At 38.5% G+C, this 26439-nt stretch carries 25 protein-coding genes and 1 pseudogene; 15 read left to right on the top strand and 11 right to left on the bottom strand.

Translation table 11 applies throughout. The features are described 5' to 3' along the window. Positions 1-172: 172 nt before the first annotated feature. The 6 genes and pseudogenes from rpoD to AS4_RS05080 form a co-directional block, all read left to right on the top strand. Positions 173-2065, top strand: a pseudogene (gene rpoD, locus AS4_RS05105) (RNA polymerase sigma factor RpoD); the annotation flags it as partial. 127 nt (positions 2066-2192) lie between these two features. Beyond that, positions 2193-2480, top strand: a complete 288-nt coding sequence (locus tag AS4_RS05100) for a YbeD family protein (RefSeq protein WP_096733427.1) — start codon at positions 2193-2195, stop codon at positions 2478-2480. Positions 2481-2651: 171 nt separating this feature from the next. Further along, positions 2652-3341 carry a lipoyl(octanoyl) transferase LipB gene (lipB, locus tag AS4_RS05095; protein ID WP_096733426.1) on the top strand — a complete coding sequence of 230 codons (690 nt, stop codon included), beginning with the start codon at positions 2652-2654 and terminating at the stop codon, positions 3339-3341. A 79-nt stretch (positions 3342-3420) separates the two neighbouring features. Further along, positions 3421-3954: a hypothetical protein gene (locus AS4_RS05090; protein ID WP_096733425.1), complete on the top strand. Its 534-nt coding sequence runs from the start codon at positions 3421-3423 to the stop codon at positions 3952-3954. Between the two features lie 3 nt (positions 3955-3957). After that, complete coding sequence (locus AS4_RS05085) at positions 3958-5142, top strand: iron-containing alcohol dehydrogenase (RefSeq protein WP_096733424.1); 1185 nt, start codon at positions 3958-3960, stop codon at positions 5140-5142. A gap of 333 nt (positions 5143-5475) precedes the next feature. After that, positions 5476-6888, top strand: coding sequence for an APC family permease (locus tag AS4_RS05080; protein WP_096733423.1), 1413 nt, complete (start codon positions 5476-5478; stop codon positions 6886-6888). A 74-nt stretch (positions 6889-6962) separates the two neighbouring features. Here AS4_RS05080 and AS4_RS05075 read toward each other — a convergent pair whose 3' ends face one another. Together AS4_RS05075 and AS4_RS05070 are read right to left on the bottom strand one after the other, a co-directional pair. Continuing rightward, entirely contained in the window at positions 6963-7520 is a 558-nt protein-coding gene (locus AS4_RS05075) for a flavodoxin family protein (protein ID WP_096733422.1), read from the bottom strand. A gap of 31 nt (positions 7521-7551) precedes the next feature. Beyond that, complete coding sequence (locus AS4_RS05070) at positions 7552-8253, bottom strand: SDR family NAD(P)-dependent oxidoreductase (protein ID WP_096733421.1); 702 nt, start codon at positions 8251-8253, stop codon at positions 7552-7554. Between the two features lie 168 nt (positions 8254-8421). Between AS4_RS05070 and AS4_RS05065 the strand changes: the two genes are divergently transcribed. From AS4_RS05065 to AS4_RS05055, 3 genes are all read left to right on the top strand, one after another. Then, positions 8422-8823, top strand: coding sequence for a winged helix-turn-helix transcriptional regulator (locus AS4_RS05065; RefSeq protein ID WP_096733420.1), 402 nt, complete (start codon positions 8422-8424; stop codon positions 8821-8823). 102 nt (positions 8824-8925) lie between these two features. Beyond that, complete coding sequence (locus AS4_RS05060) at positions 8926-9303, top strand: hypothetical protein (protein WP_096733419.1); 378 nt, start codon at positions 8926-8928, stop codon at positions 9301-9303. Between the two features lie 209 nt (positions 9304-9512). After that, entirely contained in the window at positions 9513-9914 is a 402-nt protein-coding gene (locus tag AS4_RS05055; RefSeq protein ID WP_096733418.1) for a hypothetical protein, read from the top strand. A 43-nt stretch (positions 9915-9957) separates the two neighbouring features. Here the strand turns inward: AS4_RS05055 and AS4_RS05050 are convergent, their stop codons facing one another. The 4 genes from AS4_RS05050 to AS4_RS05035 all read right to left on the bottom strand — a co-directional run bounded on the left by AS4_RS05050 (position 9958) and on the right by AS4_RS05035 (position 14165). Continuing rightward, positions 9958-10437 (bottom strand): tRNA (cytidine(34)-2'-O)-methyltransferase, encoded by a 480-nt coding sequence (locus tag AS4_RS05050; RefSeq protein ID WP_096733417.1) that lies wholly within the window; start codon positions 10435-10437, stop codon positions 9958-9960. Between the two features lie 83 nt (positions 10438-10520). Further along, positions 10521-11894, bottom strand: a complete 1374-nt coding sequence (cysG, locus tag AS4_RS05045) for a siroheme synthase CysG (protein WP_096733416.1) — start codon at positions 11892-11894, stop codon at positions 10521-10523. 81 nt (positions 11895-11975) lie between these two features. Continuing rightward, positions 11976-13247, bottom strand: a complete 1272-nt coding sequence (gene serS / locus AS4_RS05040; RefSeq protein WP_096733415.1) for a serine--tRNA ligase — start codon at positions 13245-13247, stop codon at positions 11976-11978. Between the two features lie 108 nt (positions 13248-13355). Further along, positions 13356-14165 (bottom strand): RsiV family protein, encoded by an 810-nt coding sequence (locus AS4_RS05035; protein ID WP_096733414.1) that lies wholly within the window; start codon positions 14163-14165, stop codon positions 13356-13358. A gap of 360 nt (positions 14166-14525) precedes the next feature. On the opposite strand from AS4_RS05035, the gene AS4_RS05030 reads away from it, so the two are divergent. Continuing rightward, entirely contained in the window at positions 14526-15389 is an 864-nt protein-coding gene (locus AS4_RS05030) for an alpha/beta hydrolase (protein ID WP_167468930.1), read from the top strand. 17 nt (positions 15390-15406) lie between these two features. On the opposite strand, the gene AS4_RS05025 is transcribed toward AS4_RS05030, so the two are convergent. Then, on the bottom strand, positions 15407-16021 hold the full coding sequence (locus AS4_RS05025; protein WP_096733411.1) for a TetR/AcrR family transcriptional regulator: 615 nt from the start codon (positions 16019-16021) through the stop codon (positions 15407-15409). Between the two features lie 102 nt (positions 16022-16123). Between AS4_RS05025 and AS4_RS05020 the strand changes: the two genes are divergently transcribed. After that, a complete protein-coding gene (locus AS4_RS05020; RefSeq protein WP_096733410.1) occupies positions 16124-17479 on the top strand; it encodes a flavin-containing monooxygenase in 1356 nt (451 codons plus the stop codon). A gap of 219 nt (positions 17480-17698) precedes the next feature. Here the strand turns inward: AS4_RS05020 and AS4_RS05015 are convergent, their stop codons facing one another. The 4 genes from AS4_RS05015 to rplU form a co-directional block, all read right to left on the bottom strand. Further along, positions 17699-19180: a carotenoid oxygenase family protein gene (locus AS4_RS05015; protein WP_096733409.1), complete on the bottom strand. Its 1482-nt coding sequence runs from the start codon at positions 19178-19180 to the stop codon at positions 17699-17701. A gap of 188 nt (positions 19181-19368) precedes the next feature. Then, positions 19369-20064, bottom strand: a complete 696-nt coding sequence (gene lolA, locus AS4_RS05010) for an outer membrane lipoprotein chaperone LolA (protein ID WP_096733408.1) — start codon at positions 20062-20064, stop codon at positions 19369-19371. A gap of 252 nt (positions 20065-20316) precedes the next feature. Then, entirely contained in the window at positions 20317-20571 is a 255-nt protein-coding gene (gene rpmA, locus AS4_RS05005) for a 50S ribosomal protein L27 (RefSeq protein WP_004722560.1), read from the bottom strand. A 19-nt stretch (positions 20572-20590) separates the two neighbouring features. Beyond that, the gene (rplU, locus tag AS4_RS05000) at positions 20591-20902 is read right to left on the bottom strand and encodes a 50S ribosomal protein L21 (RefSeq protein ID WP_004722561.1); all 312 of its coding nucleotides are present in this window, start codon (positions 20900-20902) and stop codon (positions 20591-20593) included. A 430-nt stretch (positions 20903-21332) separates the two neighbouring features. Here rplU and sdsA point away from each other — a divergent pair, with 430 nt between their 5' ends. From sdsA to AS4_RS04980, 4 genes are all read left to right on the top strand, one after another. Further along, positions 21333-22316: an All-trans-nonaprenyl-diphosphate synthase gene (gene sdsA / locus AS4_RS04995; RefSeq protein ID WP_096733407.1), complete on the top strand. Its 984-nt coding sequence runs from the start codon at positions 21333-21335 to the stop codon at positions 22314-22316. A gap of 15 nt (positions 22317-22331) precedes the next feature. Further along, on the top strand, positions 22332-24386 hold the full coding sequence (locus tag AS4_RS04990) for a site-specific recombinase (RefSeq protein WP_197724425.1): 2055 nt from the start codon (positions 22332-22334) through the stop codon (positions 24384-24386). 158 nt (positions 24387-24544) lie between these two features. After that, positions 24545-25183 (top strand): phosphatase PAP2 family protein, encoded by a 639-nt coding sequence (locus tag AS4_RS04985; RefSeq protein ID WP_096733405.1) that lies wholly within the window; start codon positions 24545-24547, stop codon positions 25181-25183. Then, the gene (locus AS4_RS04980; RefSeq protein ID WP_004819551.1) at positions 25183-26439 is read left to right on the top strand and encodes an efflux RND transporter periplasmic adaptor subunit; all 1257 of its coding nucleotides are present in this window, start codon (positions 25183-25185) and stop codon (positions 26437-26439) included. The genes AS4_RS04985 and AS4_RS04980 overlap by 1 nt, the downstream gene beginning before the upstream one ends.

Genomic DNA, 26439 nt, shown 5'->3' with positions numbered 1-26439 from the left:
TAACAATTTCACCCCCCACCTATTTGATTGAATTTAAATTCTAAATATTTTATCGGACAGTTTTATGCTGATTTCTTCCGATGGAATATACGAGCTATTCAAAGATATATTTTTAGAGATTGTGTGATTACACACGGTTTTTCATTGCCACAGATTCAACGAGAAGAGAGTAAAGATGAGCGAAATGCATTCCCCTACTTCCCAAGTAGCGGCTCTTATTAGCCGAGGCAAAGAACAAGGTTACTTAACCTACGCTGAGGTTAACGATCATCTCCCAGACTCGATCACCGAAAGCGAACAGATTGAAGACATTATCCAGATGCTTCAAGACGTTGGTATTCCAGTTCATGAACGTGCACCTGAAACTGACGATGCAATGTTCGAAGGGAATAGCGAAGCTGGCGATGAAGTTGCAGAAGAAGAAGCTGCTGCAGTACTTGCCTCTGTAGAAAATGAACCAGGTCGTACCACTGACCCGGTGCGTATGTATATGCGTGAAATGGGTACCGTTGAACTTTTAACACGTGAAGGCGAAATTAGTATTGCCAAACGTATTGAAGAAGGTATTCGTGACGTTTTACATTCAATTGCTTACTGGCCAAATGCTGTAGAAGTTGTTTTACAAGAATATAAAGATTACGAAACTGGCGAACGTCGCCTTGCCGATATTTTATCAGGCTATTTAGATCCTGAATCTGATGAAGTGATTCCAGAAGTTTTAGAAGATGAAGCTGAAGTTATCGTTGAAGAAGAAGATACTTCTGCAAAACCAACCAAAGAAGTGAAGTTGGATGATGAAGACGAAGAAGAAGAGTCTGAAAGTGATGACGATTCTGAAGGCGAATCTGGTCCAGATCCTGAAATCGCGAAAGCGCGTTTTGAAGAGCTAGAAGCTGTTTGGAACAGTGCAAAAGTCGCAATTGCTCAACATGGCCGTAACAGTACTCAAGGTACTGAGGCAATGGAAGCATTGGCAACTGTGTTTATGATGTTTAAATTTACGCCACGTTTATTTGACATCATCTCAGAAATGATTCGTGGTACACATGAACAAATTCGTACCTCTGAACGTGAAGTGATGCGTTATGCAGTTCGTCGTGGTCGTATGGATCGTACACAATTCCGTACATCGTTCCCGGGTCAAGAATCAAATCCTGCTTGGTTAGATGAACAAATTGCAAAAGCACCTGCTGAACTAAAAGGCTATTTAGAAAAAGTTCGTCCAGATGTATTGGCATTCCAACAAAAGATTGCTGATATTGAAAAAGACCTTGATCTAAACGTTAAAGAAATTAAAGACATTTCTAAACGTATGGCAATTGGTGAAGCCAAAGCTCGTCGTGCCAAGAAAGAAATGGTTGAAGCCAACTTACGTTTGGTAATTTCAATTGCGAAAAAATACACAAACCGTGGTTTACAATTCTTGGATTTGATTCAAGAAGGTAACATTGGTTTGATGAAAGCGGTAGACAAGTTTGAATACCGTCGTGGTTATAAGTTCTCGACCTATGCAACATGGTGGATTCGTCAGGCGATCACCCGTTCAATCGCGGACCAAGCACGTACGATTCGTATCCCTGTTCATATGATCGAAACGATTAACAAGATCAACCGTGTATCTCGCCAATTACTTCAAGAAATGGGTCGTGAACCGACTCCTGAAGAATTAGGTGAACGTCTAGAAATGGACGAAGTTAAAGTTCGCAAGGTGCTTAAGATTGCCAAAGAGCCAATTTCTATGGAAACGCCAATCGGTGATGATGAAGATTCTCATCTTGGTGATTTCATTGAAGATAGTAACATCACTTCACCAGTCGATGCTGCAACTTCAGAAGGCTTAAAAGAAGCAACACGTGAAGTACTTGAAAACTTAACTGAACGTGAAGCGAAAGTCTTAAAAATGCGTTTTGGTATCGACATGCCGACTGACCATACTTTGGAAGAAGTAGGTAAACAGTTTGATGTAACACGTGAACGTATTCGTCAGATTGAAGCCAAAGCTTTACGTAAACTTCGTCATCCTTCTCGTTCAGAACACTTACGTTCGTTCCTTGAAAATGACTAAGTTGAATTTGTTCAATCTATGAATACTTTCGGGACTTGAAAATCAATCGAGTAACCCCATTAAGTATTTAAGAGAAACACAATGCCTGCACTTATGCAGGCATTGTTGATAAATTAGAGGTGAAAAAATGTTAGACCGCACTCCATCTCGCGAATTACAAGAAGATCTTTGGATTTTTCCAATGGATTACCCAATTAAATTGATTGGTAATGCGGGTGAAGAATTACGTGGTGCTGTAGTTGAAATTTTGGTAAAACATTTCCCTGAATTTAATGAAGCGACACTTGTTGTACAACCATCACGTACTGGTAAATATCATTCGATTACAGCTCAATTACGTTTTGAAGAGCTTGAGCAAGTGCATGCCTTGTATGCTGACCTTGCTGCTTGCGAACATATTCGTACTGCCTTGTAATGCTGAAATGAATTAAAAACACGCCACAATGGCGTGTTTTTTTTGCACCATGATTTTATCGAGGAATATGCCCTGCTGGTTTATTTGCAAATGATCAGCAATTGCTTTCACTTTTTCAAGCTAAATTTCTTTATAATTAAAGCGATTTCTATATTTTAAGGACACTTGTCTGTGAACGATGCTGTTCTAAAACCACATCTGATTATTCGTCAATATCAAGACTTAACGCCTTATGCCGAGCGTTTTCAGGAAATGAAATCTTTTACTGAACAACGTGATGAAAATTCTCCAGATCAACTTTGGATCTTGCAACATCCTGACGTACTGACTCAGGGGCAAGCAGGCAAACCTGAACACATTTTAATGCACAGTGATATTCCTGTTGTTCAATCAGATCGTGGTGGACAAGTTACCTGGCATGGTCCTGGTCAAATGGTGATTTATTTCATGTTTGATTTAAATCGCTTGAAATGGAATGTGCGTACATTGGTCACTTATGCAGAGAACTTAATGATCAATCTGCTCAAGAAATATGATGTCGATGCCTATGCCAAAGCTGATGCACCTGGGGTTTATGTCGATGAACGTAAAATTGGCTCACTGGGTTTTAAAATCCGCAGAGGGCGTAGTTATCATGGTTTAGCATTAAATGTTGATTGTAACTTAGATGGCTTCCATACCATTAACCCATGCGGTTATGCTGGTTTAGAAATGGTGCGTGTCTGTGATCTGATTGAAAATTATCCTGATTACAAGCAATTATCAAAAGATGTGATTGAGTATTTTCAACAGAGTGGTTACTTTAGTGATATTGAAGTCATAGACAAAAAATCAAATGACCATGAAGTCATTCACAAATAAATCGCTTTATTTTTATCTGAAAACAAATTAGAGTAATTACTCTAAAATAAAAGTACAATTTTATATAAGGGACTAGCGAGTGATTTCAAGTAAATCTATCAAACCCGCTTTAGAACAAGCCTATGTCAAACTCATGATGGATGTGATTGGCAGAGGTTTGGTCATGGCGAGTCAAGTTGATGATGAAATTAAACATGAAGTATCTGTACTCCCTGTTGGTTTTACATTATCAATGAAAGTTTTTCCAAATGGCGCTTCATTTATTGCCAGAGTCAATCAAAACAAGCAGCTTGAACTGGTTAAATCTTTAGGCGGTAAGCCTGATCTATCGATTATTTTCAAACATGTTCATCATGCTTTTTTAGTATTTTCATTTCAGGAAAGTACAGCTCAAGCTTTTGCAAATGACCGTATGATCGCAGATGGAGATGTGGCACATGCCATCCGTTTAGTGCGTTGTCTAAATAAAATGGAAGCATTAATTTTACCTAAACTGGTCGCTGAACTCGCGGTAAAAGAATACCCATCAGAATTAAGCTTAAAAGAAAAATTAGCGGGCGCTGCAAATATCTACCTTAAAGTTGCCCAATCATATCTAAAAGGGAGTGCTTAACACATGGCTAAACCATATTACGAATTTTTCTGTCCTGTAAAAGTGATCGCTGGTCATGCCGCACTCGAACATATTCCTTTCGAACTTGCATCATTAGGCGCTAAACGTCCAATGATCATCACCGATAAAGGTGTGCGTGCAAATCACCTTTTAGCGCCGATTGAAGCTGCATTTGAATCTACCGATATTGAAATTGGCATTATTTTTGATGACGTTCCGCCTGACTCAAGCCTTGAAACAGTTCGTGCTGCAGCACAAGCGTATCGTGAAAATAACTGTGATGCGATTATTGCTGTGGGTGGTGGTTCGGTTATTGATACCTCTAAAACAGCCAATATTTTAGTCTCCGAAGGTGGCGATGATTTACTTAAGTATTCAGGCGCACACAACCTCCCTCGCCCACTTAAACCATTTTTTGTGATTCCTACGACATCAGGTACAGGTTCAGAAGTGACATTAGCTGCGGTCGTATCAGACAATCAAAAAAATGTGAAAATGGCATTTGCCTCGAATTACCTCATGCCACATGCGGCTATTCTTGATCCACGTATGACCCAAACATTGCCACCACATCTGACAGCAATGACAGCGATGGATGCCATGACGCATGCTGTTGAAGCCTATACATGTATTGCAGCCAATCCAATTTCTGATGCGTATGCAACTGCTGCCATCAAAAAAATCAGTACAAGCTTATTTGATGTACTGGATCACCCTAGTGATGCAACAGGTCGTTTAGAACTTGCACAAGCTTCCACCATGGCTGGCATTGCATTTTCTAACTCGATGGTTGGTATTGTACATTCTCTTGGTCATGCTTTAGGTGCAGTAGCACATTTGCCCCATGGCTTATGTATGAACCTCTTTCTTCCTTATGTTTTGGAATACAACAAGGAAGTGAATGGTGACAAGATTGCCGACCTATTATTACCGCTTGCTGGTGCTGATATTTACGCACAGACCCCTGCAAACCAGCGTGCGGATAAGGCCATAGAGACCTTAAACACCATGCGTGATCGTGTCTATCATTTGACTAAGCTTCCACGTACCTTGAGTGAAACAGGTAAAGTTACTCAAGCACAGCTGGATGAAGTTGCCGAAAAAGCGCTCAATGATGGCTCAATCATTTTCAATCCGAAAGAAGCTACCCTTAAAGATTTAAAGTCAATCTTAGAAAAAGCTTGGTAATTGTCTAAAATTGCGACAATATAGAGGGAGCTATTGGCACGAAGTCTATGTTTGCAGTGATGTAGTCCACAGATGAAATGTTGACAGCCCCCGATAGTAAATAGCCTGATGTTTATCTAAACATCGGGCTTTTATCTTGCAGAATGGGCAGTCACTTATTTTTTGATCAAGATGGCACGTTTTCTGCTAAAAAAGCCAACAAAGTTACTGACAAATGTGACCTTTTAGAGTAGATTGGCGCACTTTTGTTTTATTCTTAGGGGGGATCGTTCGTCTCAAACGATCCTTATAAATATGACTGATCCTTGATCAACGATTAAGAGGATAACGCCGTTGACAGATATCTCTGGGACTCAATCCACAGCAAAACTGAAAAAAAATCTTGTGCTGTGGCATATTATCATTATTGGTCTAGCGTATATTCAGCCACTTACCTTATTTGATACCTTTGGTTTAGTGTCAGACGGAAGCCATGGACATGTTCCAACTTCTTATATTTTTGCGCTTGTTGCCATTCTCCTGACCTCTATCAGTTATGGTCATATGATCAAGCGCTACCCTTCGTCAGGGTCTGCTTATACCTATGCGCAAAAATCGATTCACCCAAATGTCGGCTTTATGGTTGGCTGGTCTTCTTGGTTAGATTATTTATTATCTCCACTCGTCAACATTATTTTGGCTGATATTTACTTAAGAGCCTTATTCCCAGATGTGAATAACTGGATCTGGGTTATTGCACTGACGGCAATTATGACTGTGATCAACTTGTTCGGTTCACGTTTTGTTGCTCGATTTAACAGTACCATTGTTGTGGTGCAACTTGCGATCATCTTCTATTTTGTTTATGAAGTTTACTTACTGTTAACTCAGGGCATTTACGCAGATGGCACCTTAAACCCAGATAAAGCTGAATTATGGTCACTTGCTCCATTCTGGAGTGAAATGACTGCAATTGGTGCATTAATCGGTGGTGCAACGATTCTTTGTTTCTCTTTCACAGGGTTTGATGCGTTATCATCCCTTGCAGAAGAAACCAAAGATGCTGAAAAAACCTTACCAAAAGCAATTTTCTCTACAGCGTTGATCGCGGGTATTATCTTTATTTTTAGTACCTATTTTATTCAGCTATTTTTCCCAAGTAATGCCAATCTTTACTTTAATCCGCTGGATGAATCTCAACCTGTGATGCTTGAAGCACTTGGCAATGCAACCATTCTAACGGCAATTACAGGCATCGCATTTAAAAAGTTAGTATTGTATTTTGCAGTGATTGCTGTACTGGCTTCTGGTATTTCTGCACACGCTGGAGTATCACGTTTGATGTATGTAATGGGTCGTGATGGCGTCATTAACAAAAAGATTTTTGGTCATATCAGTCCAAAATTACATACCCCAACTTATAATATTTTGATTGTCGGTATTGTTGCGTTATCAGCGGGTTTCCTTGACCTTGAACATATTGTCAACTTAATTAGCTTTGGTGCTTTAACTGCATTTAGTTTTGTGAATTTCTCGGTGATTTCACGCTACGCCTTACGTGATGGTAGAACAAAATCACTGAAAGAAATCATCAATTATGTGGTGATTCCTTCTCTTGGTTTTGCCAGCGTGTTCTTGATGTGGTTAGAAATTGATGAAATGGCATTAAAACTCGGGCTTGCATGGGCTGTATTAGGTGTTGCCTATTTAGCCTATAAAACTCGTGGTTTCCGCTACCCTGCACCACAACACAATGAACATGAATAATTGATTATTGCGAGTGTAATCAAATAAGAAAGGCGCTTTATGCGCCTTTCTTATTTTGTTCATATCAACTGCAATTATGCTGCAATAAATTTTTCCGTAATCGCTTTGATACGTTTTGCATATTGTTTTGCAGTCTCTAAATCACCGCTTGGAATTTCATCAACACTGGCATCAGCAGGCGATTGAACCAATAAGCCCACAGAACCACCTAAGCTATTCACATCCTGACGTGTAGCGCTTTTAGTGTTTGATGGTGCTAAACCAAGACTGACCCAAATACCACCATGTTGTGAAGCCAAGGTATGTAACGAAATTAATGTCACTTGCTTATCGCCATTCATACTTGCGCTGTTGGTAAAACCACCGAAAACCTTGTCTGCCCATGCACGAGTAAACCAACGCTTAGAAGATGCATCTGCAAATTTTTTAAATTGCCAAGGCACACCGCCCATGTAAGTTGGCGCACCAAATACGATTGCATCAGCAGTATCTAAAGTGTCCCAATCCTGATCTTGAATATTGCCCTCTTGATCCACTTCAATGAGCGTTGCCTGAATTTCATTGGCAAAAGTTTCTGCAATGACTTTGGTATGGCCATAACCTGAATGATAAACAACAGCGATTTTTGACATGATAAGTCCTCTGATCTAGATGATAGGTATATTAATGTTTGATATAACTTGGAGGGGTTGCAGTTAATCCTTGTTTGAGTTGTTGGGTAGATTCCCCAACCAACACTTCAAAGGCATTTTGTTGAATTCCATCAAATACGTGTTGAGCCACTGTATGTGGAGAAATTTTGGCAATATCCAGTGATTGGGTTAAATCTGTGTCGATAAAACCAACATGTACCCCCATCACATGAACATTGGCTTTTGCTAACCATTGCCGAGTTGAATTGGTAAATGACCATGCTGCCGCTTTAGAAATCGCATAACTGGCTAACATCGTGCTGGGTTCCCAAGACACATCCGATAAAATATTGACGATATAACTTTCAGCATGGCTTGCTAAAATTGGAGAGAATTGCTGAGTGGTATTGATCACACCATAAAGATTGGTGTCTAAAACCGTCCGTGTCACTGCTGCAATATTTGCATCTACAGGACTTTCATTTAAGCGTGCAATACCTGCATTGTTGATTAATAGATTGACATCACCACATTCTGCAACAGCTTTCTGAATAGATACGGGATCTGTGACATCTATAACAATTGGAATAATACCCTGTTGATTAAAATCTTGAAGATTACGCATACCTGCATAAACTTTCTTGGCACCACGTTGTATCGCTTGCTGGGCAAGTGCCAAACCGAGACCACGATTTGCACCTGTAATAAAAACGACCGCATCTGTTATTTTCATTAAAACTACGCTCATAAATATAAAATGGTCTTTCAACGCTATCAATCAGCAGAAGTTTTATTGACCTGATTAATTTCTGATATACTTTTGAAATCTAGTATCAATTAGTTACTACATGGTAACTGGTCTATTTTTTAAAATCCATTTACAAAATTAAGGTATATATTGATGACTAATGTATTCAATTTTAATATTTTTCATCCAAATTGCCCGGCACGATCTTTTTTTGAAAAATTTGCAGATAAGTGGGTTTTGATGATTATTTATCGACTTCATCAGCACTCTCAACACTTCAATGAACTGAAAAAAAACTTAACAGGCATCTCCCCTAAAGTACTTTCTCAGAAATTAAAAATTCTAGAAAGAGATGGGTTTATCACTCGTACAATTCATGAAAACAATGTGATTCGTGTTGAATATGCCTTGACCTCTCTGGGTTTTGAGTTTGCACAAACTGCTTTATCATTTAAACTCTGGGCTGAGGGTAATGTGCAACATGTGATTCGTGCACAAAAACAATTTGATGCAATTCAAGCAAAAAATGAGCCAGCACTGTTGCAGGAAGCATAAACTTTAATACTCTCAATATGCCTTATATTCAGCTCAATTTGTTGTAAGCCTGATATAAACTCAGCATTATTTGAATAAAAACATATCAAAAGGGAAAAAATAATGAGAATTCCACTGCTCTTTATCCTAACAATCCTCAGCCATAGTGCTTTTGCGTCCTATGAAAATTCTTGTGATTTAGAGGTTAAACTTTTAGAAAACACGTCTACACGTACGTTATATATCAATAAAGATGGCTTAGGTGAAATCGAGGAAACAGCACTGCTTATAAAGGGCATTGTAAAAAAAGCACAAGCCGCTGGCCGAGCAGATAGTGGTTGTCAACACTATATCGGCAAAGTCATAGAAGAAAATTTAAGAGATTTCCCAAATCGCTCAGAATTTAAAAAAGGACAAAAAATTAAACTGAATATCTTAATCACAGATTACAAAGGTATACCAAAATCTGAAACGGTGACCTATTTAGGACCGAATAAATAATTAATCAGCTCTGCTATGAAATCAGTCTGATACAAGCTGTGACCCTTGCAACAAAGACACTTTGATACAATTTAAGCAGCAAAGCGTCATTACTTTGGTATGAATCATCAATTCCAATGCTATAAGTACAATGTGTACTCAACTAAAAATTTTACCTAATGCAATACACTGAGCATCTTATAAATAAAACATGTTAAATGGAAAAAATAATGAAAATACTATTCCTCTTTATCCTAATACTATGCAGCCATCGTGCATTTGCTTCTTATGAAAACTCTTGTGATTTGGTTGTTAAACTTTTAGAGAATACTTATACACATACTTTTCCCATCGATAGAGGTAAAGAGCTACTCAGGGGGGAAATACATTTTATTTATTTTAAAGGCCTTGTAAAAAAAGTACAGGCTTCTGGTCGGGCTGATACAGGCTGTCAACACTATTTAGGAACGGTTATAGAAGATAGGATCATCTTAAACATTCGATACTCAGCAAAGAAAGGCAGAAAAATTAAAATAAATATTCTGATTCAGGATTTTAAAGGTAAATCCCAAACAGATGAGGTCGCTTATTCAAAGCAAATTACCTTGCTCCCTCCACAAAGGAAATTATAAATTAATAAGAGTAAAAACCCATCTATGCGATGGGTTATGATTTTTATTTTAATTCTTTAAATCCTTGCTGACGCCATGCTTCATATAGAATTACTGCGGTGGCATTTGATAAATTCAGACTACGTGAATTCGGTGCCATAGGTAAACGAATCCAATGCGCCTGAGGGAACAGCATACGAACATCTTCTGGTAAACCACGTGTTTCTGGCCCCATCAGTAAAGCCACAGGTCGATTTAAATCTGAGGTATGTGGGGTTTCAGTGCCTTTGGTGGTTAAAGGATAGATCGCATCAAGATCAATCCCCTGTGCTTTTAAATGAGCCAAACACTCAGCAAAGTTTTCCCAAACTTTCATATGTGCCCATTCATGATAATCCAATCCCGCACGGCGCAACTTCTTATCATCCAGTTCAAAACCTAAAGGCTTGACTAGATGTAATTGTGCACCAGTATTGGCACATAAACGAATGATATTCCCTGTATTTGCAGGAATTTCAGGCTCGTATAAAACAACATGAATCACGGGAGATCTCTACTTATCAGAATACAACCTAAGTACTTTAAAAAAGACCATGTCTGTTTTTTAAAGAAAAATTTAGGCAGATATTATTGCCACTGTAACTGTTCGCGTAAACTCACCACTTCACCAATAATAGTTAAAGTAGGTGCTTGAATATGGTTTTCTTCCACTTTTGATGCAATGTCTGCCAAAGTTCCAATCACCACCTTTTGATCAGGGGTTGTTCCTTTGGAAATCAAAGCCACTGGCATATTTGGACGTTGACCATGTGATATTAGATTTTCACAAATTTTTTCTAGTCCCACCAAGCCCATATATAAAACCAGTGTCTGATTTTCATAAACTAGCTCATTCCATGGTAACTCAGGTGAACCTTCTTTTAAATGCCCGGTCAAAAAACGCACGCTTTGTGCATAATCACGATGTGTAAGTGGAATCCCAGCATAGGCTGAACAACCTGATGCAGCGGTAATACCCGGAACAACTTGGAATGTAATATTGGCGGCAAAAAGCTCTTGTATTTCTTCACCACCGCGACCAAAAATAAATGGATCCCCACCTTTTAGACGGCAGACACGTTTGCCTTCGGTGGCATATTTGACCAGTAGTGCATTGATCCCATCTTGTGGTACAGAATGATTTGAACGTGCTTTACCCACATAGATTTTTTCAGCATCACGGCGACACAACTCTAAAATCGCGGGGGACACCAAGCGATCGTAAATCACCACATCCGCTTGCTGCATCAGTCTAAGTGCTTTTAAGGTTAATAGCTCAGGATCACCTGGCCCTGCACCAACCAAATAAACTTCACCTTTTGGTTTTTGCCATTTTGTTAAAGCTTGTTCAATTAAACGATCCGCCTCTATCAGGTTGTCATTAAATACCTGCTCTTTTAAAGGGCTGGCATATAAATCTTCCCAAAAGATTCGACGTTCATCAGGATTGCTAATCTGTTCTTTAACTGCTTTACGCCATTTCCCAGAAAAATCAGCAAGTTTACCCATTCCATGTGGAATAGACGCTTCAAGCTGAGTACGAATCTGACGAGATAAAACAGGAGAAGCGCCATTGGTGGCAATTGAAACCACCAGTGGTGAACGATCAATAATCGCAGGCACCATAAAACGACAATGTGGAGGATCATCAACACTGTTGACCAATACATTTAAATCTTCACAAGCTTCAAAAACAGCTTGATTGACAGCTTTATCATTGGTTGCAGCAATCACCAAACGATAGCTACTTAGGCTAATTTGAGGATCAAATTTATCTGGATGATATTGCCCATGGGTTGAATGGACAATATCTAAGAGATTTTGCTCTATATCTGGTGCAACCACATGAATCACTGCACCTGCTTTTGCAAGTAATACTGCTTTGCGGTAAGCAATATGCCCACCACCCACAATCAGACAAGGTTGCCCTTGTAGTTTTAATGAAATTGGGAAAATTTCCACAGTGTTCCTCAAAAGTTCAAATCTGATTGTACTAAGCAATATTTATGCACAAAACTAAACCAAATATCGAGTTTTCGACATTTAGTCGATGAATGTTGCACCAGCCATGTACGGGCGTAACACTTCTGGCACTTCAATAGAGCCATCTGCACGTTGGTAGTTTTCCATCACAGCCAATAAAGTACGACCTACCGCCAAGCCTGAACCATTCAAGGTATGTACCAGCTCAGTTTTCTTTTGGTCTGCACGATAACGCGCCATCATACGGCGTGCTTGGAAATCGCCCATATTTGAACATGAAGAAATCTCACGATATGTATCTTGGCTTGGTACCCAAACTTCTAAATCATAAGTTTTGCACGCACCAAAGCCTATATCGCCACCACATAAAACGATTTTACGATATGGTAAACCCAAAGCTTGTAAGATCCCTTCTGCATGACCTGTCAATGCTTCCAAAGCATCCATTGAGTCTTCAGGTTTTACGATTTGAACCATTTCAACTTTGTCGAATTGGTGTTGGCGGATTAAACCACGCGTATCACGACCATAAGAACCCGCCTCACTACGGAAACATGGCGTATGTGCAGCATATTTCAACGGTAAACGGTCAGCATCGATGATTTCATTACGGACAAAGTTCGTCACTGGAACTTCAGCAGTTGGAATCAAATAGTATTCTTTTTCGCCTTGTAATTTAAACAAATCTTCTTCAAATTTAGGCAGTTGACCTGTACCACGCAATGAGTCTGCATTAACAAGATAAGGGACATATGCTTCGGTATAACCATTTTTCAAGGTATGGGTATCCAGCATGAATTGGGTCAATGCACGTTGTAAACGCGCCAATGGGCCTTTCAATACGCTGAAACGCGTGCCCGTTAACTTGGTTGCAGTTTCAAACTCCAAACCACCCATCATTTCGCCAAGGTCAGTATGGTCTTTGATTTCGAAATCAAATTGGCGCGGTGTGCCCCATTTTAATACTTCAACATTATCACTTTCATCTTTCCCTTCTGGTACAGACTCATGTGGCATGTTTGGGATTGAGAGTAGTTTTGCTTCTAATTCAGCTTGAAGTTCATTCAATTCAACTTCAGCAGCTTTAATTTCATCACCAATCGCACCCATACGTGCCATGATTTCTGAAGCATCGCCACCAGATTTTTTGATTTGACCAACTTGTTTCGCACCCGAATTACGCTCTGCCTGTAAGTTTTCAGTTCTAGACTGAATTTCTTTACGGCGAGCTTCTAGTGATGCCCATTCTTCAACGTTGAGTTGTACACCACGTTTGGCTAAGGCTAAGTTTACAGCCTCGATATTATTTCTGATTAATTTCGGGTCGATCATAGTCAATCTAAAGGGTGAGAAAAAAACTGACTATAGTGTAAGCTCTTCACTGTAAAAAATACAGTGACAGAGCATTAGACATACATGAATTGTATGATTTGAAGACAATTAAGGTGTAACAGGTTTTTCTACAGTCGCTTCGACTTGAGGTAGACTTGGTAAATACTCAGCTTTAATCAAATCTTTTGCCACTTGATACGGCAGCTTTAACTCAGGCATACCTTCTGCATAAGAAGTAAGTTCATACAACGGATAAACAAAAACCAGACCATTTACACCATAATAATAATTATCGCTTAACTGTAATTTATCACGCGTAATATCTTTTTGAATCAACCAATTCGCATTGGCATCATAAAGCTGTTCAGCAACTTTTGCTTCCACGTTTGGTTTTAAAATATCAGTTAAGGCGAGGCGCTTTTGCGTGCTTAGATCGAATGTCACATATTCATTGTGATACATCCCATGTGCTGCACCTGCCGCATAGGTATAAGTCTGGATCACAAAAGTGGCTAAATTATTTTGTTGTGAAATAAAACGAACATAGATTGAATTTTGATTTAAACCTTTAGGTGAAGATTGTGCTTCACTTTCAGCTTGGGCATGATTTTGATCTTTCTCAAATGCCCCAGGTACATCTTTTTTAATGCGATTTAGAAAATACTCATCTAGCCAAGGCACATTACTTTTAACAGTCTGCAAATCATATTGGGTACAACCATCTTCATCACAAAACTGTTTTTTTACTACATTGACGCGTTCAACTTTGGCTTGAATCAGTGGTATTTGTGCAGTTTTAGTCGATGATACATTTGCTTGTTCTATTTGTGACTCGGGTTTCTCTTGACAACCAGACATTATCAAGACGGTTAAAAATAGTCCAGATGCTAATAAGCTTGATTTTAAATTCACATGCATGATCATGTCTTTCAAACAATTATTACGATAAAGCTATCATAAATCTTGTCAGTCAAAATAAACATTATGAATTGTTAATTCAAATTTTTACTTTCCTTATTCTTTTATTTAATCATACCAATTTCTTTAACAAAACAAAAAACGAAATCAATCTAAAACATTGGGTTTTAGCCGTTGCATTACTTTCCTTAATATTTAGCTTAAAAATTGTACTCAATATTTCACCATGCAATATTTTAATTTTTAAGGAAGTTTATACCCCCATCAAAAATAAAACCTATAAAAGTTGGATTTATGTACAAATTTTAGCTTATTATAAAATATCAACTTACAATAATGAAAACAATCAAGGATGAGGCCATGCAAGCTATTTCACACAACATTCCAATACAACACGATCAAATTCAAGCTGACCTATATGTGAATGACCATCCCAATACCGCAACTATCGTCATGGCACATGGGCTTGGTGGAGAAAAACTTTGTGGATTAGCTGATTTTGCTGAGCATTATCATAAACTTGGCTTTCAAGTTTGTGTTTTTGACCATCGCGGTTTTGGACAAAGCACAGGAAAAATTAAAAACTTAGTCGATAAGAATAGTCAATTACAGGACTGGAAAGCTGTTATCGATTTTTTTAAGACCCACTACAATTTAAAAGATGATCAGTTAATCTTATGGGGCTATTCATTTAGTGGTGCGCATGTCCTTACACTTGGTAGTACAGCAACTTATAAAGGCATTATTGCTAATTTCCCACATGTAGATGGTTTAGCAAGTTTGACGCTTTATCCAAAAAAGTATTTACTTTTAGCTTTATTGAAAGCAATACAAGACTTGATTTATATTCCCTTTGGTAAAGTCAAAACCATGCCTGTGGTTTCTGAAAATCGCTTTGCAATATTAGCTGGTGAAGACTGTCATGATGGCTATCATTCAATTATTCCAAATGATGTAACTTGGGAAAATGCAGTACCAGCACGCATTGTTGCTACAATTGGATTTTACCGCCCAACAACTGTTGCTCATAAAATAAAATCTCCAACATTGGTGATTGGTGCAGAGAATGATTCACTTATTCCAATAAAATCAACACGAAAGCTTGCTCAAAAAATTCAAAATAGACAATATCATGAAGAAAATTGTGGTCATTTTGAGTTATTTCACGAACCTTATAAAAATCGTATTTTAGTGATACATACAACTTTTCTGAAAAGTCTATAATCAGAAAAATCATCAAATCAATCAATTTTATGACCTTTACTTTTTAAATACATATGACAAAGATCCACCACCTCTTTCTGAATATCAGTTGTAATATATTGATATTTATAAAAACTATGCTTCATTAAAGAAAAAATCATTTCGGTTAGATATACCATTTCTTCAGGTTTTGCAAACAATAAAGGCTCGGTTTTATTCTTAAGTAATTCAATAATATCGTAGGCAATTTTCTCAATGACAATTTCAAGCATATTAAAGCCATCCACATTAACTGGACCACCAAGAATTAAAATACTGGCCGCTTTATTGCTGTTATAAAACAAAGAGGCTTGTAGTATCAAATCTTGGGTAATTTCCTTAGTATTCCAATTCTGATAACGATTGTTCCGAATATTGATAAATTTCTGCAAACTGTCTAAATATTGCTTAATAATCAAAATAAAAAGATGATTTACTGTTGGAAAATATTGATAAATGTGAGCTTTTGGGACATCAGATTGTACCGATACCTCTGGAATCGTACATACATGAAATCCCTGACGCTCTAAAATTGAAATCGCCGTTTCAATTACTTTTTCGAGCCGTTGTTGACTTCTTTTTTGTACAGGGAGTTTGATCTCATCCAGTAACATTTTTATCGTCCCACATACTTGATGGTTAAAAATAAATCTATTATATTTAAATAAAACCAACTGTAGTTGGATTTTATAAAAATAATTTCCGAGGATAGTATTATGAAAACAGTATGTATCATAGGTGCAGGACCATCAGGAATTTCCGCAGCAAAAAACTGTAAACAAAATGACATTGCTTTTGACTTGTATGAAAAGAATGACAAAGTTGGTGGCAACTGGGTGTTTAACTCGGCAACAGAACACTCATCGGTTTATGAAAACACACATATTATCAGTTCAAAAACCATGTCTGAGTTTGAAGATTTCCCAATGCCAGATGACTATCCAGACTACCCTCGACATGATCAATTACAAAAGTATTTTGAAGATTATTCCAAACATTTTGAAGTATACGATCAAATCAAGTTTCATCATACTATTGACCATATTAAAAAAAATGATCGAGGTTTATGGTCGGTAGACTATACTGATGCCGAAGGCAATAAGAACAATAAAATCTATGACTACCTCATGGTCTGTAATGGACACCATTGGTTCCCTAAATATCCGACTTATGATGGTGAATTTACAGGGAAATGGATGCACTCGCACGACTTTAAACGTGTCACAGATGATTGGCGTGAAAAGAAAATTTTGGTAGTTGGTGCTGGAAATTCAGGTTGTGATGTTGCTGTTGAATCTACTCGAGTCACCAAAGATGTTTATATCTCTATGCGTAGCCCACAATGGTTTGTACCTAAGTTTATGCTTGGACATCCTGCAGATATTTTAGTTAAGGCTGTTGCAAAATTTTCACCAAGAATACGTCAAAAAATACTAACAAAAATGGTCAAAGCTTTCACTGGAAACTATGCAGACTTTGGGTTACCTGTAAATAATAAACCAATACTTTCACAACACCCGACTGCAAATTCAGATTTTATTGACTATGTCCGTCATGGCAAAATCAAACCCAAGCCCAGTATCAAACACCTAAATGGACATGAAGTAGAGTTTAGTGATGGTACTAAAGCTGAATTTGACATTATCTGTTGTTGTACTGGATTCTGGACTGTATTCCCATTCTTTAACAAAGACTTTATTGACTTCCAGCATGCAGCAAAAATTCCGCTTTATCGTAAGATGATGCATGCAGAGCATGAAAACCTATACTTTATCGGATTATTCCAACCACTTGGTTGTATTTGGCCTTTATCTGACTATCAAGCGGCTGTTGCTTGTCAGGAGATTATGGGCAACTACAAACGTCCAAAAGATATGAGAAAAGCCGTTCAATATGAAATGGATCATCCACATCATCCTTTCGAAGGTGGTCAACGCCATGCAGCCGAAGTCGATTACAATGACTTAAGAAGTGAACTGGTAGCCGACCTGAAAACTTCGGGTATAAATATTCCTGATCGTAAAGTAAAAGTCACTTTGAAACAGTTAATTGGTTCCTTATTTGCAGCTTAAGACATAAACCCGTTAATTCATCATTATAAAAAGTAAACAAGTGAAATGCTTGTTTGCTTCAGTCTATATTCATTTAAATTAGAAATTTATGTATTCAAGACAGTTCAACAGAGTAAAAATTATATAAAAAAAACATAGGCTTGAATTAAATAAGAGTATAAACCAGCATTTAAATAATCATTAATTTCTGTATTTTAATATTTGAAGGAGTGCTAAATATTACGCATTACTATTAACCACTGCCAAATCTACCCAATTACAATGAAACCCCAGTGGTATATGTACGCCCAAATCAATTTCAGCTTGTGGCTGAATTTCCAATCCATTTACTTTTAAAATAACAGCTTTGGCTGCTTCTCCCTCTACATGATGCAAATAGGCCATCAAATATCCATGCCCTTCTGCACTGTGTTCATGCTCAGCCACAAAAGTGACTTCACCAATTGCCCACTGTATACCAAAATCATAACTCACAGATGTTTGCATTTCTAAATCATGAATATATAAACAATTGAACAATGCAGTTTCAGCAAAACCTAAAGTGTATAAATAGCGATATGCAACCCCAGTAAAACGCGCATCAATTTTCGGAAATTCTTGAATTCGAGAGTCGAGTACAGTTCTATGTAGCGTTTGTAAGCTTAAATCAATGCGCCAACGTTCTAACTGTGCATGTTGCAATTCATAAGCTGCGTGTTGGGAATGTTCAAAATCGTCCTGATGTACCAAAACATCTAAAATAATTCCATTTTCATGATCACGAAAAGCATTTGCTGCATGAAAAACAAAACACGGTTCAAGCTCAATCCACTGAATCTGTTTAGCATTTGCATATTTAGGCAATATTCCGATACGTGCTTGATGTTGTTTATTCCATTGATAGGGAACACTTGCACCATGCAATAATCGAGTCATTGAAAAAGTAAGCGGAAAATCAAAAACCAAAACTTCATGTTGTGTAATGAGACAATCATGAATCATGGGACCATGTTGTAATAAAATTTGCGTCACATGAATTAAATCACCATGTTGATCAATCACTTGGTAATAGGCATTTTTACGATCTAAGGCATCATAACTAATCGCATGTAAATGCCCTGTTTTAATATCTTTACGAGGATGTGCGGTAAACGGTAAATCAGCATCACTATTAAACAACTGATAACGTTCTGCATTTAACTCATCATCTAGGCAGATCGGAAACGCGCCAGCTTCAATCACCGCCCAAAGCTTTCCCGCATGCTTAAAAATATTGGTATTTACAACATCATGTGCGCCACGGCGAAAGCCACCTATTGAGGGACGTTGTTTATATTTCTGCACCGTATCTGTGGCCAGCATACTGCTTTTAAAGCAGATTGCTTTACCCGCTTGTAATTTAAGCGCGTGAATCATTCCTTGACCAAGATACCACTCATATAATGTAGGCTTTTCTACTCCAATCGGATTTGAGCCAATTCTTAACAATAAGCCATTTAAATGCGGTGGGATAATTCCTGATATTTTTAAAGTTGTTGTGATGATTTCTTCAACTGGCTGGTAAAGCTTTTTGTGATAAAGATTCACTTCCTTCTCACGACGATGTCGTCTTAAAAATCGCCCAATCATGCAGATTAACTTTTGCCTCAAAACATTCAAAAATGACTTTTGCGCAGTCATCCTTGGGTAATGTTTGAGTTTCAATTGTGTTTTGCGATACATACAGCATCTCAATTTTTATATTCAAACCCTTGTTTGAGCATAAAATAATCTCGTATTGAAAGCCACTTTATTTGCTAGTAGGTATTCATCATTCGCCTAATCAACATGACTGAGTTTATTGCTGTGTTCTGTTTAATCGGCATAAAAAAAGCAACCTTACGGTTGCTCTTCTATTCAATCAAAATCATTTATTGATCTATGATATCTGTACCTTTTGGCGGTACAAAATTAAAGGTAGATGCAGGGATTGCGGCATTGACCTGTACATTGTTAAAACGCACAGTGGTTGTTTGGCCCAATGAATCTTGCAAGATCATTAAAGTCGGTGCATTTTTCGCCCCGAAACTGATCGTCAAGCTTTGGAAAGCACCATCTTTTTGTTTTGGGTACAAGGTATAGTAGGTTTTACCTGCATTTGGCTGAGTAATACGATAAGCCTTTTGAATTTGCTCAGTATTACCACTGAGGAGTAATGCTGGTGTATTGGCCACCTGCTCATCTAAACTTTGGCGTACAGCCTGCTGTAAGTCAGGATCATAGATCCACACTGTACGACCTGAGGTCACAATAGTCTGTTTTGCGGGTGTGGTGGTTTCCCAATAGAATTTACCAGGACGCTCAACCTTCATTGTACCTTTAAAGGTTTGATTCATATGCTGAGCGGTTAAACCCTTTTTCTGTGCAACTTTACCTGTTTGAGTCGCTTTTGTGCTTTGCTCAAAATTTGCAGTAAAGCTTTTTACACCACTGAGTTGTTTAACCAGATTTGCAGTTGCTTGTTGCTCCGAAGCAGCAGTTGCTGCAAAAACTGTTGTGCTCATTACAGGTGCAAACAGCGCTGCACTTATAGCCACTGCACCCATCGTTTTACGAAGCATATTCATATGTTCACCTTTTCTATGTCTGTACCTCAATTAAAATATTCAGATAATATTTGGCACAGAATGTAATTTATTAGATTGCTTATCTTAAACCAAATTGAGTCAGTAATAATTGAGAAAATAAGAAGTTTTGTATTGTTATTGGTGCAATATGTAGAAAATTATTCATCATGATGAAGATGGTTTTTTCTTTAATGATTAAAAAAACTGATAAAAAAACCCGCAATAAAGCGGGCTTTTCCGTACCATTAAAACTTACGCTTCAACAGATACATAGCGACGGCCAAATTGACCTTTCACTTCAAATTTGATTACGCCGTCAGCAGTAGCAAATAAAGTATGGTCACGACCCATACCAACATTTGTACCCGCGTGGAATTCTGTACCACGTTGACGAACGATAATGTTACCAGCAGTCACAGCTTGACCACCGTACATTTTAACACCTAACATTTTAGGATTCGAATCACGACCGTTTTTGGTCGAACCACCGGCTTTTTTAGTTGCCATGTCTATATACTCCTAGTGATTAACCTGCGATCGTAGTAATTTTCAACTCGGTAAACCATTGACGGTGACCTTGTTGTTTACGGTAGTGCTTACGACGACGCATTTTAACAATACGAATTTTGTCATGACGACCGTGACCAACCACTTCTGCAGTTACTTTTGCGCCAGCTACAACTGGAGCACCGATTTGAATGCTTTCGCCATTCACAACCATTAATACATCATCAAATGTAATAGTCGCGCCAGTTTCAGCTTTTAACAATTCTACTTTAAGGGTTTCACCCTCAACAACACGGTGCTGTTTACCACCGCTTTGGATTACTGCGTACATAATGTACTCCAACTTACCCGTGTCGTCGTGCCGATAAAGGAATATATCGATCTTAAGACGAACGCCACTGGGGGTTATTCAAGGGCAAAGATTTTAAGTGATAATGAATTAAACAACAAGTCATTTCCAGCAAATATTATCATTGTATAGAAAATAATCTACATATATTGGTTTTTTTAAGATTTCCCCTTTGATAATATGAATTTTTTTTTAAGATACAGCGAAAATTGAAATAGATTTTTTAAACAAATCCGCTACTATGTAGCTCAAAAGAATGATCGATTGAATGTTCAATGCTTTATTCATCTTTGGACAAAGAAAGAACAAATCATTAAGATTCAGGCACGATGTCTGCTTTCAAAAGCAACATTCAGACATGTTAATTGTTACACTAGCAACTTATAACGCATTTGCATGAGGCTCCCACCCGATGACCATCGACTTTAAGCAAGATATTCTCGCTCCAGTTGCAACCGACTTTGCTGCAATGGACAAGTTTATTAATGAAGGGATTACCTCAAAAGTTGCTTTAGTGATGGCCGTCAGTAAACATGTTGTTGAAGCTGGCGGTAAACGCATGCGTCCAATCATGTGCCTACTTGCAGCAAAAGCATGTGGTGCAACAGATCTACAGATGGACCCTTATCGCAAACTGGCAGCAATCATTGAAATGCTACATACCGCAACCTTGGTACATGATGATGTTGTAGATGAATCTGGTTTACGTCGTGGTCGTCCAACTGCGAACGCAACTTGGAACAACCAAACTGCTGTGTTGGTGGGTGATTTTCTGATTTCTCGGGCTTTTGATCTTCTGGTTGATCTCGACAATATGATTTTGCTCAAAGACTTTTCGACGGGCACTTGTGAAATTGCCGAAGGTGAAGTGTTACAGCTTCAAGCACAACATCAACCCGAAACGACTGAACAAACTTATTTAGATATTATTCACGGTAAAACTTCTCGTTTATTTGAGCTTGCAACTGAAGGCGCGGCCATCATTGCAGGGAAACCTGAGTATCGTGAACCATTACGTTTATTTGCAGGTCATTTTGGCAATGCCTTTCAAATTATTGATGATATTTTAGACTATACTTCTGATGCTGAAACATTAGGTAAAAATATTGGTGATGATTTAATGGAAGGTAAACCCACTTTACCTTTAATCTCTGCCTTAGCAAATACCCAGGGTGAAGAGCACGAAATTATCCGTAAAAGTATCGCAACTGGTGGAACAAGCGATTTGGATCGTGTGATTGAAATTGTGCAGACCTCAGGTGCTTTAGATTATTGTAGTCGCCGTGCCACAGAAGAAACTCAAGCTGCGATTCAGGCTTTGAACCAATTGCCTGAATCTGAGTATCGCCAGGCATTGTATAATTTAGCGCAACTTGCCTTACATCGAATTCAATAAAATTTAACAAGGCTTATGCATATACAATTTAATGATCTTTTCCTCCTTATGCAGGAACAACTTGATAGCATAAAAGTTGTTCCCAATCCTGATATATTAATTGAGTTAATCAATCGTATCAGACCCAGTGACAGCCACAATTTAGAAGAAAGTCAAAATAAATTTGATGCTTTAATTCAAGCACTGCTCACTACACCCAATGCATCTTCTGCATTTCAAGGTTATTTACTCAAGCTGGTCAATCACTATAAACAAGCAGGATTGTATGCAGATAGTGGGATTTTATCTTTAGACGGCTTCTGGAATCAGCTTGGGCAACGGATTGGCGCACATTTTCTACCTTTATTGACAGACGAATCAGATCTCAAAGATTTGGTTGGCAAAGTGTTTCACCAACGTAGTGATAAATATTGGCTGGAAAATATCAGTGAAAAGAAATGGGAACAATTGTTCCGATTACTCAATCAAGGTCATCGTTATAAAAACGATAAATTGGGAATTAAACGCGATATTGTCAAAGCCATTACTGTGCTTTCCTATCGAATCAGTGGTATTGGCTTATATCCTGAATTTATCAATGCCTACCCCGAGCTTCAAGAATATGAATCGCCTTTTTTAGTTCAAAACCGTGAAATTGTTGAGTTTATAGAAGCCTATAAAAAGCAGCATCGCGATGAAGATGAGTTTGCTGTGGGTATTCCTCCCGATGCAGACCAAGCATTGGTCATGATTGAACAATGTCGTGATGTGGTACAGAAAATCCGTCGAGCAATCAAGCGGATTGGGGTGAGTTTAAGCCTGACTTATTTACTCTCGCTACTAGAACAATGTATTGATCGAATCGAACTCTTACTCAATCTTCTGGTCGAAGATGATCAGATTCGTTATCAGCTCTGTGGTGAATTGCTCACTGACTTAGTCAATGCACACTATAGTGAAACCAGTGTGCGTGATTTGCTTAAAACCAACAGTGAGTTAATTGCACTACAAGTCACTGAAAACGCCAGTAAGACAGGCGAACATTATGTAAGTACCGATAAGAAAGGTTTCTTTGGTATGTATAAAGCAGCTGCAGGTGCAGGTGCGATTATTGCAACCATGGCAACCCTGAAAATACTGACTGCACGTTTAGTCCTTGCGCCATTTTTGCATGCCTTTCTCTACAGTATGAATTACTCATTGGGTTTTATCCTAATCCATGTTTTGCACTTTACTGTAGCAACCAAACAGCCTGCGATGACGGCGGCTGCACTTGCATCAACAGTTCAGCACCAAAAAGGTTCAAAAACGGCGCAAATTGCTGAACTTGCCGGACTGATTATTAATATTATCCGGACTCAGTTTATTGCAATTCTGGGAAATATTTCGATTGCGATTCCAACTGCCGCCTTAATTACCTATCTATGGCAGCTGTCAATGCATGAACCACTTTTGACGCATGCTAAAGCCACAACCTTACTCGCCAGTCTAAATCCATTTACCTCATTGGCAATTCCACATGCAGCAATTGCCGGTGTTTGTTTATTTTTATCGGGATTAATCGCTGGATATTTTGACAATATGTCAGTCTATCGAAAAGTCGGTCCCCGCTTAAAAGCTCATGTAAAATTGAAAAAAATGATGGGACAAGCCAGACTGGACAAGTTTGCAGACTATATCGAGCGAAACTTAGGCGCTTTAGCGGGTAATTTTATCTTTGGGATCATGCTTGGAAGTATGGGAACCATTGGTTTTATCTTAGGTTTACCTTTAGATATCCGCCATATTGCGTTTGCTGCTGCCAACTTTATTCAAGGCTTAATGACCATCAATGGTTCACCTGATATTGGCCTTATCATTGTGTCTTTCCTTGGCGTATTGTGTATTGGTTTGACCAACTTATTTGTCAGCTTCACGCTCACCATTATTGTGGCACTCAGAGCAAGACAAGTTCGTTTTTCGCAATGGAAACCTTTGGCAAAACTTATATTTACCCATTTTTCGACCCGCCCTCTAGATTTCTTCTGGCCGCCAAAACAACCCTTACAACTTGAAGATGAGGCAAACTCACAAAGCAAACTAAATCACTAGGATTTTTGTTATTTTTTGTGCAAATTGTTAAATATTTCACAAAAAGAAATTAGTATAAATTACCTAAATTTACTCACTTGAAAAAAAGTGTACTGGCTAGTACACTTCGGTTGATTAAATAAACTTAACGTACGCAATTATATACTCTAGGTTAACTTATGCCTTACGTATTGCTCCTTATTGGCTGTATAGGTTTACTTATTGGGAGTGTTGGTTTAAACATTAACCAGGTACAACAGTTTGATTTTTCAAGCGTTGTATGGATGAGTTCACACCGTTTAGAGGTCTTAAATGGTCTAGCACTCACCCTATCCTATCTGGGCGGCTTACCGTCAATGATCGTGATTGCAGGGCTATGTAATTTATATTTCATACGCCTAAAACAATATGCAAATGTGCTGATGATCAGTATTGGACTGCTCGGTGCTGCGGCAATTGGTTGGATACTCAAATATCTGGTTAATCGTCCTAGACCCGATGAAATCTACCAAATGGTGCAAACCTATGGTGCTTCATTTCCTAGTGCTCACAGCATTTATGCAGCGATTGTATGCTGTTCGATTATGTTTATATTTCAAAAGCATCGCCAAGTTAAATGGATTAGCTTGGGGGGCTTTTTATGGTTTCTAAGCATGGGGGGCTCTAGAATTTATCTAGGGGCACATTTCCCAACTGATGTACTCACTGGATGGAGTATAGGTGTCATATGGGTTGCAGTTTTATGGCTCATACTGTCACGAGAAACGTTAAGACAGAACAAATTATTTTTAGATAAGAATCTAAACGAGGTGGAATAATGATGTCGGCAAAGCTTTGGGCTCCTGCCCTTACTGCTTGTGCTCTCGCAACAAGTATTGCACTTGTAGGCTGCAGCAAAGATCCTAAATCAGCACAACAAGCTGGTGGTGCTGCCCAAAAAATGCCGCCGACTGAAGTTGGTGTCATTGTTGCTCAGCCACAAAGCGTAGAACAAACTGTTGAACTTTCGGGTCGTACTTCAGCGTATCAAATCTCTGATGTTCGCCCACAAACAAATGGTGTGATTTTAAAACGTTTGTTTACGGAAGGTAGTTTTGTTCGTGAAGGTCAACCTCTTTATGAGATTGACTCGAGCATCAATCGTGCAAACTTAGACAGTGCAAAAGCAGCTTTAGTACGTCAGCAAGCAAACTTAAATGCCTTGCAGGTTAAAGCAAATCGTTATCGTCAACTTGTCGGCATCAATGCTGTTTCTAAGCAAGAATTTGATGATTTGCTTGCACAAATCAAACTTGCTGAAGCAGATATTGCAGCGTCAAATGCTTCTGTTAAAAATGCACAAATTGACCTAGGTTATTCGACTGTTCGTTCACCTATTTCAGGTCAATCTGGTCGTTCTTCAGTCACTGCTGGTGCTTTGGTGACTGCAAACCAAGCCAATGCTTTGGTTACAATTCAGCAACTTGACCCAATTTATGTAGACATCAGCCAATCAAGTGCTGAGTTATTACGTCTACGTCAACAGTTAAGTCAAGGTAGTATTGATCGTAGCAATAACACCAAAGTTCGTTTAAAACTTGAAGATGGTAGCTTCTACAGTGTGGAAGGAAACCTTGCATTTTCTGATGCAAGTGTAGACCCAAGCACAGGTTCTGTAACTTTACGTGCAGTCTTCTCAAATCCTAATCATTTATTATTGCCAGGTATGTTTGCCAATGCGCAGATCGTACAAGGCGTAATTCCAAATGCTTACTTAGTTCCACAAGCAGCAATTACACGTACCCCAACTGGCCAAGCAATCGCGATGATTGTAAATGCTAAAGGTGTAGTAGAAAGCCGTCCTGTAACAACTGTAGGTGTTCAAGGTAAAGATTGGATTGTCACTCAAGGCCTCAATACTGGCGATAAAGTGATTGTTGATGGTATTGCCAAAGTAAAACCAGAACAAGCTGTGGTTGCTAAACCGTATCAGCCTCAAGCGGCTGCACCCCAAGCAGGTGCTAAACCAGGTACAGCAGCACAACCTGTTCAACAAAATAAATCTAGTGAACAAAAAGCTACTTCAAATGCATAA

This window comes from Acinetobacter guillouiae, from assembly GCF_002370525.2.
GTDB lineage: Bacteria > Pseudomonadota > Gammaproteobacteria > Pseudomonadales > Moraxellaceae > Acinetobacter > Acinetobacter guillouiae.
This window is presented reverse-complemented; position numbering and strand designations above follow the sequence as displayed.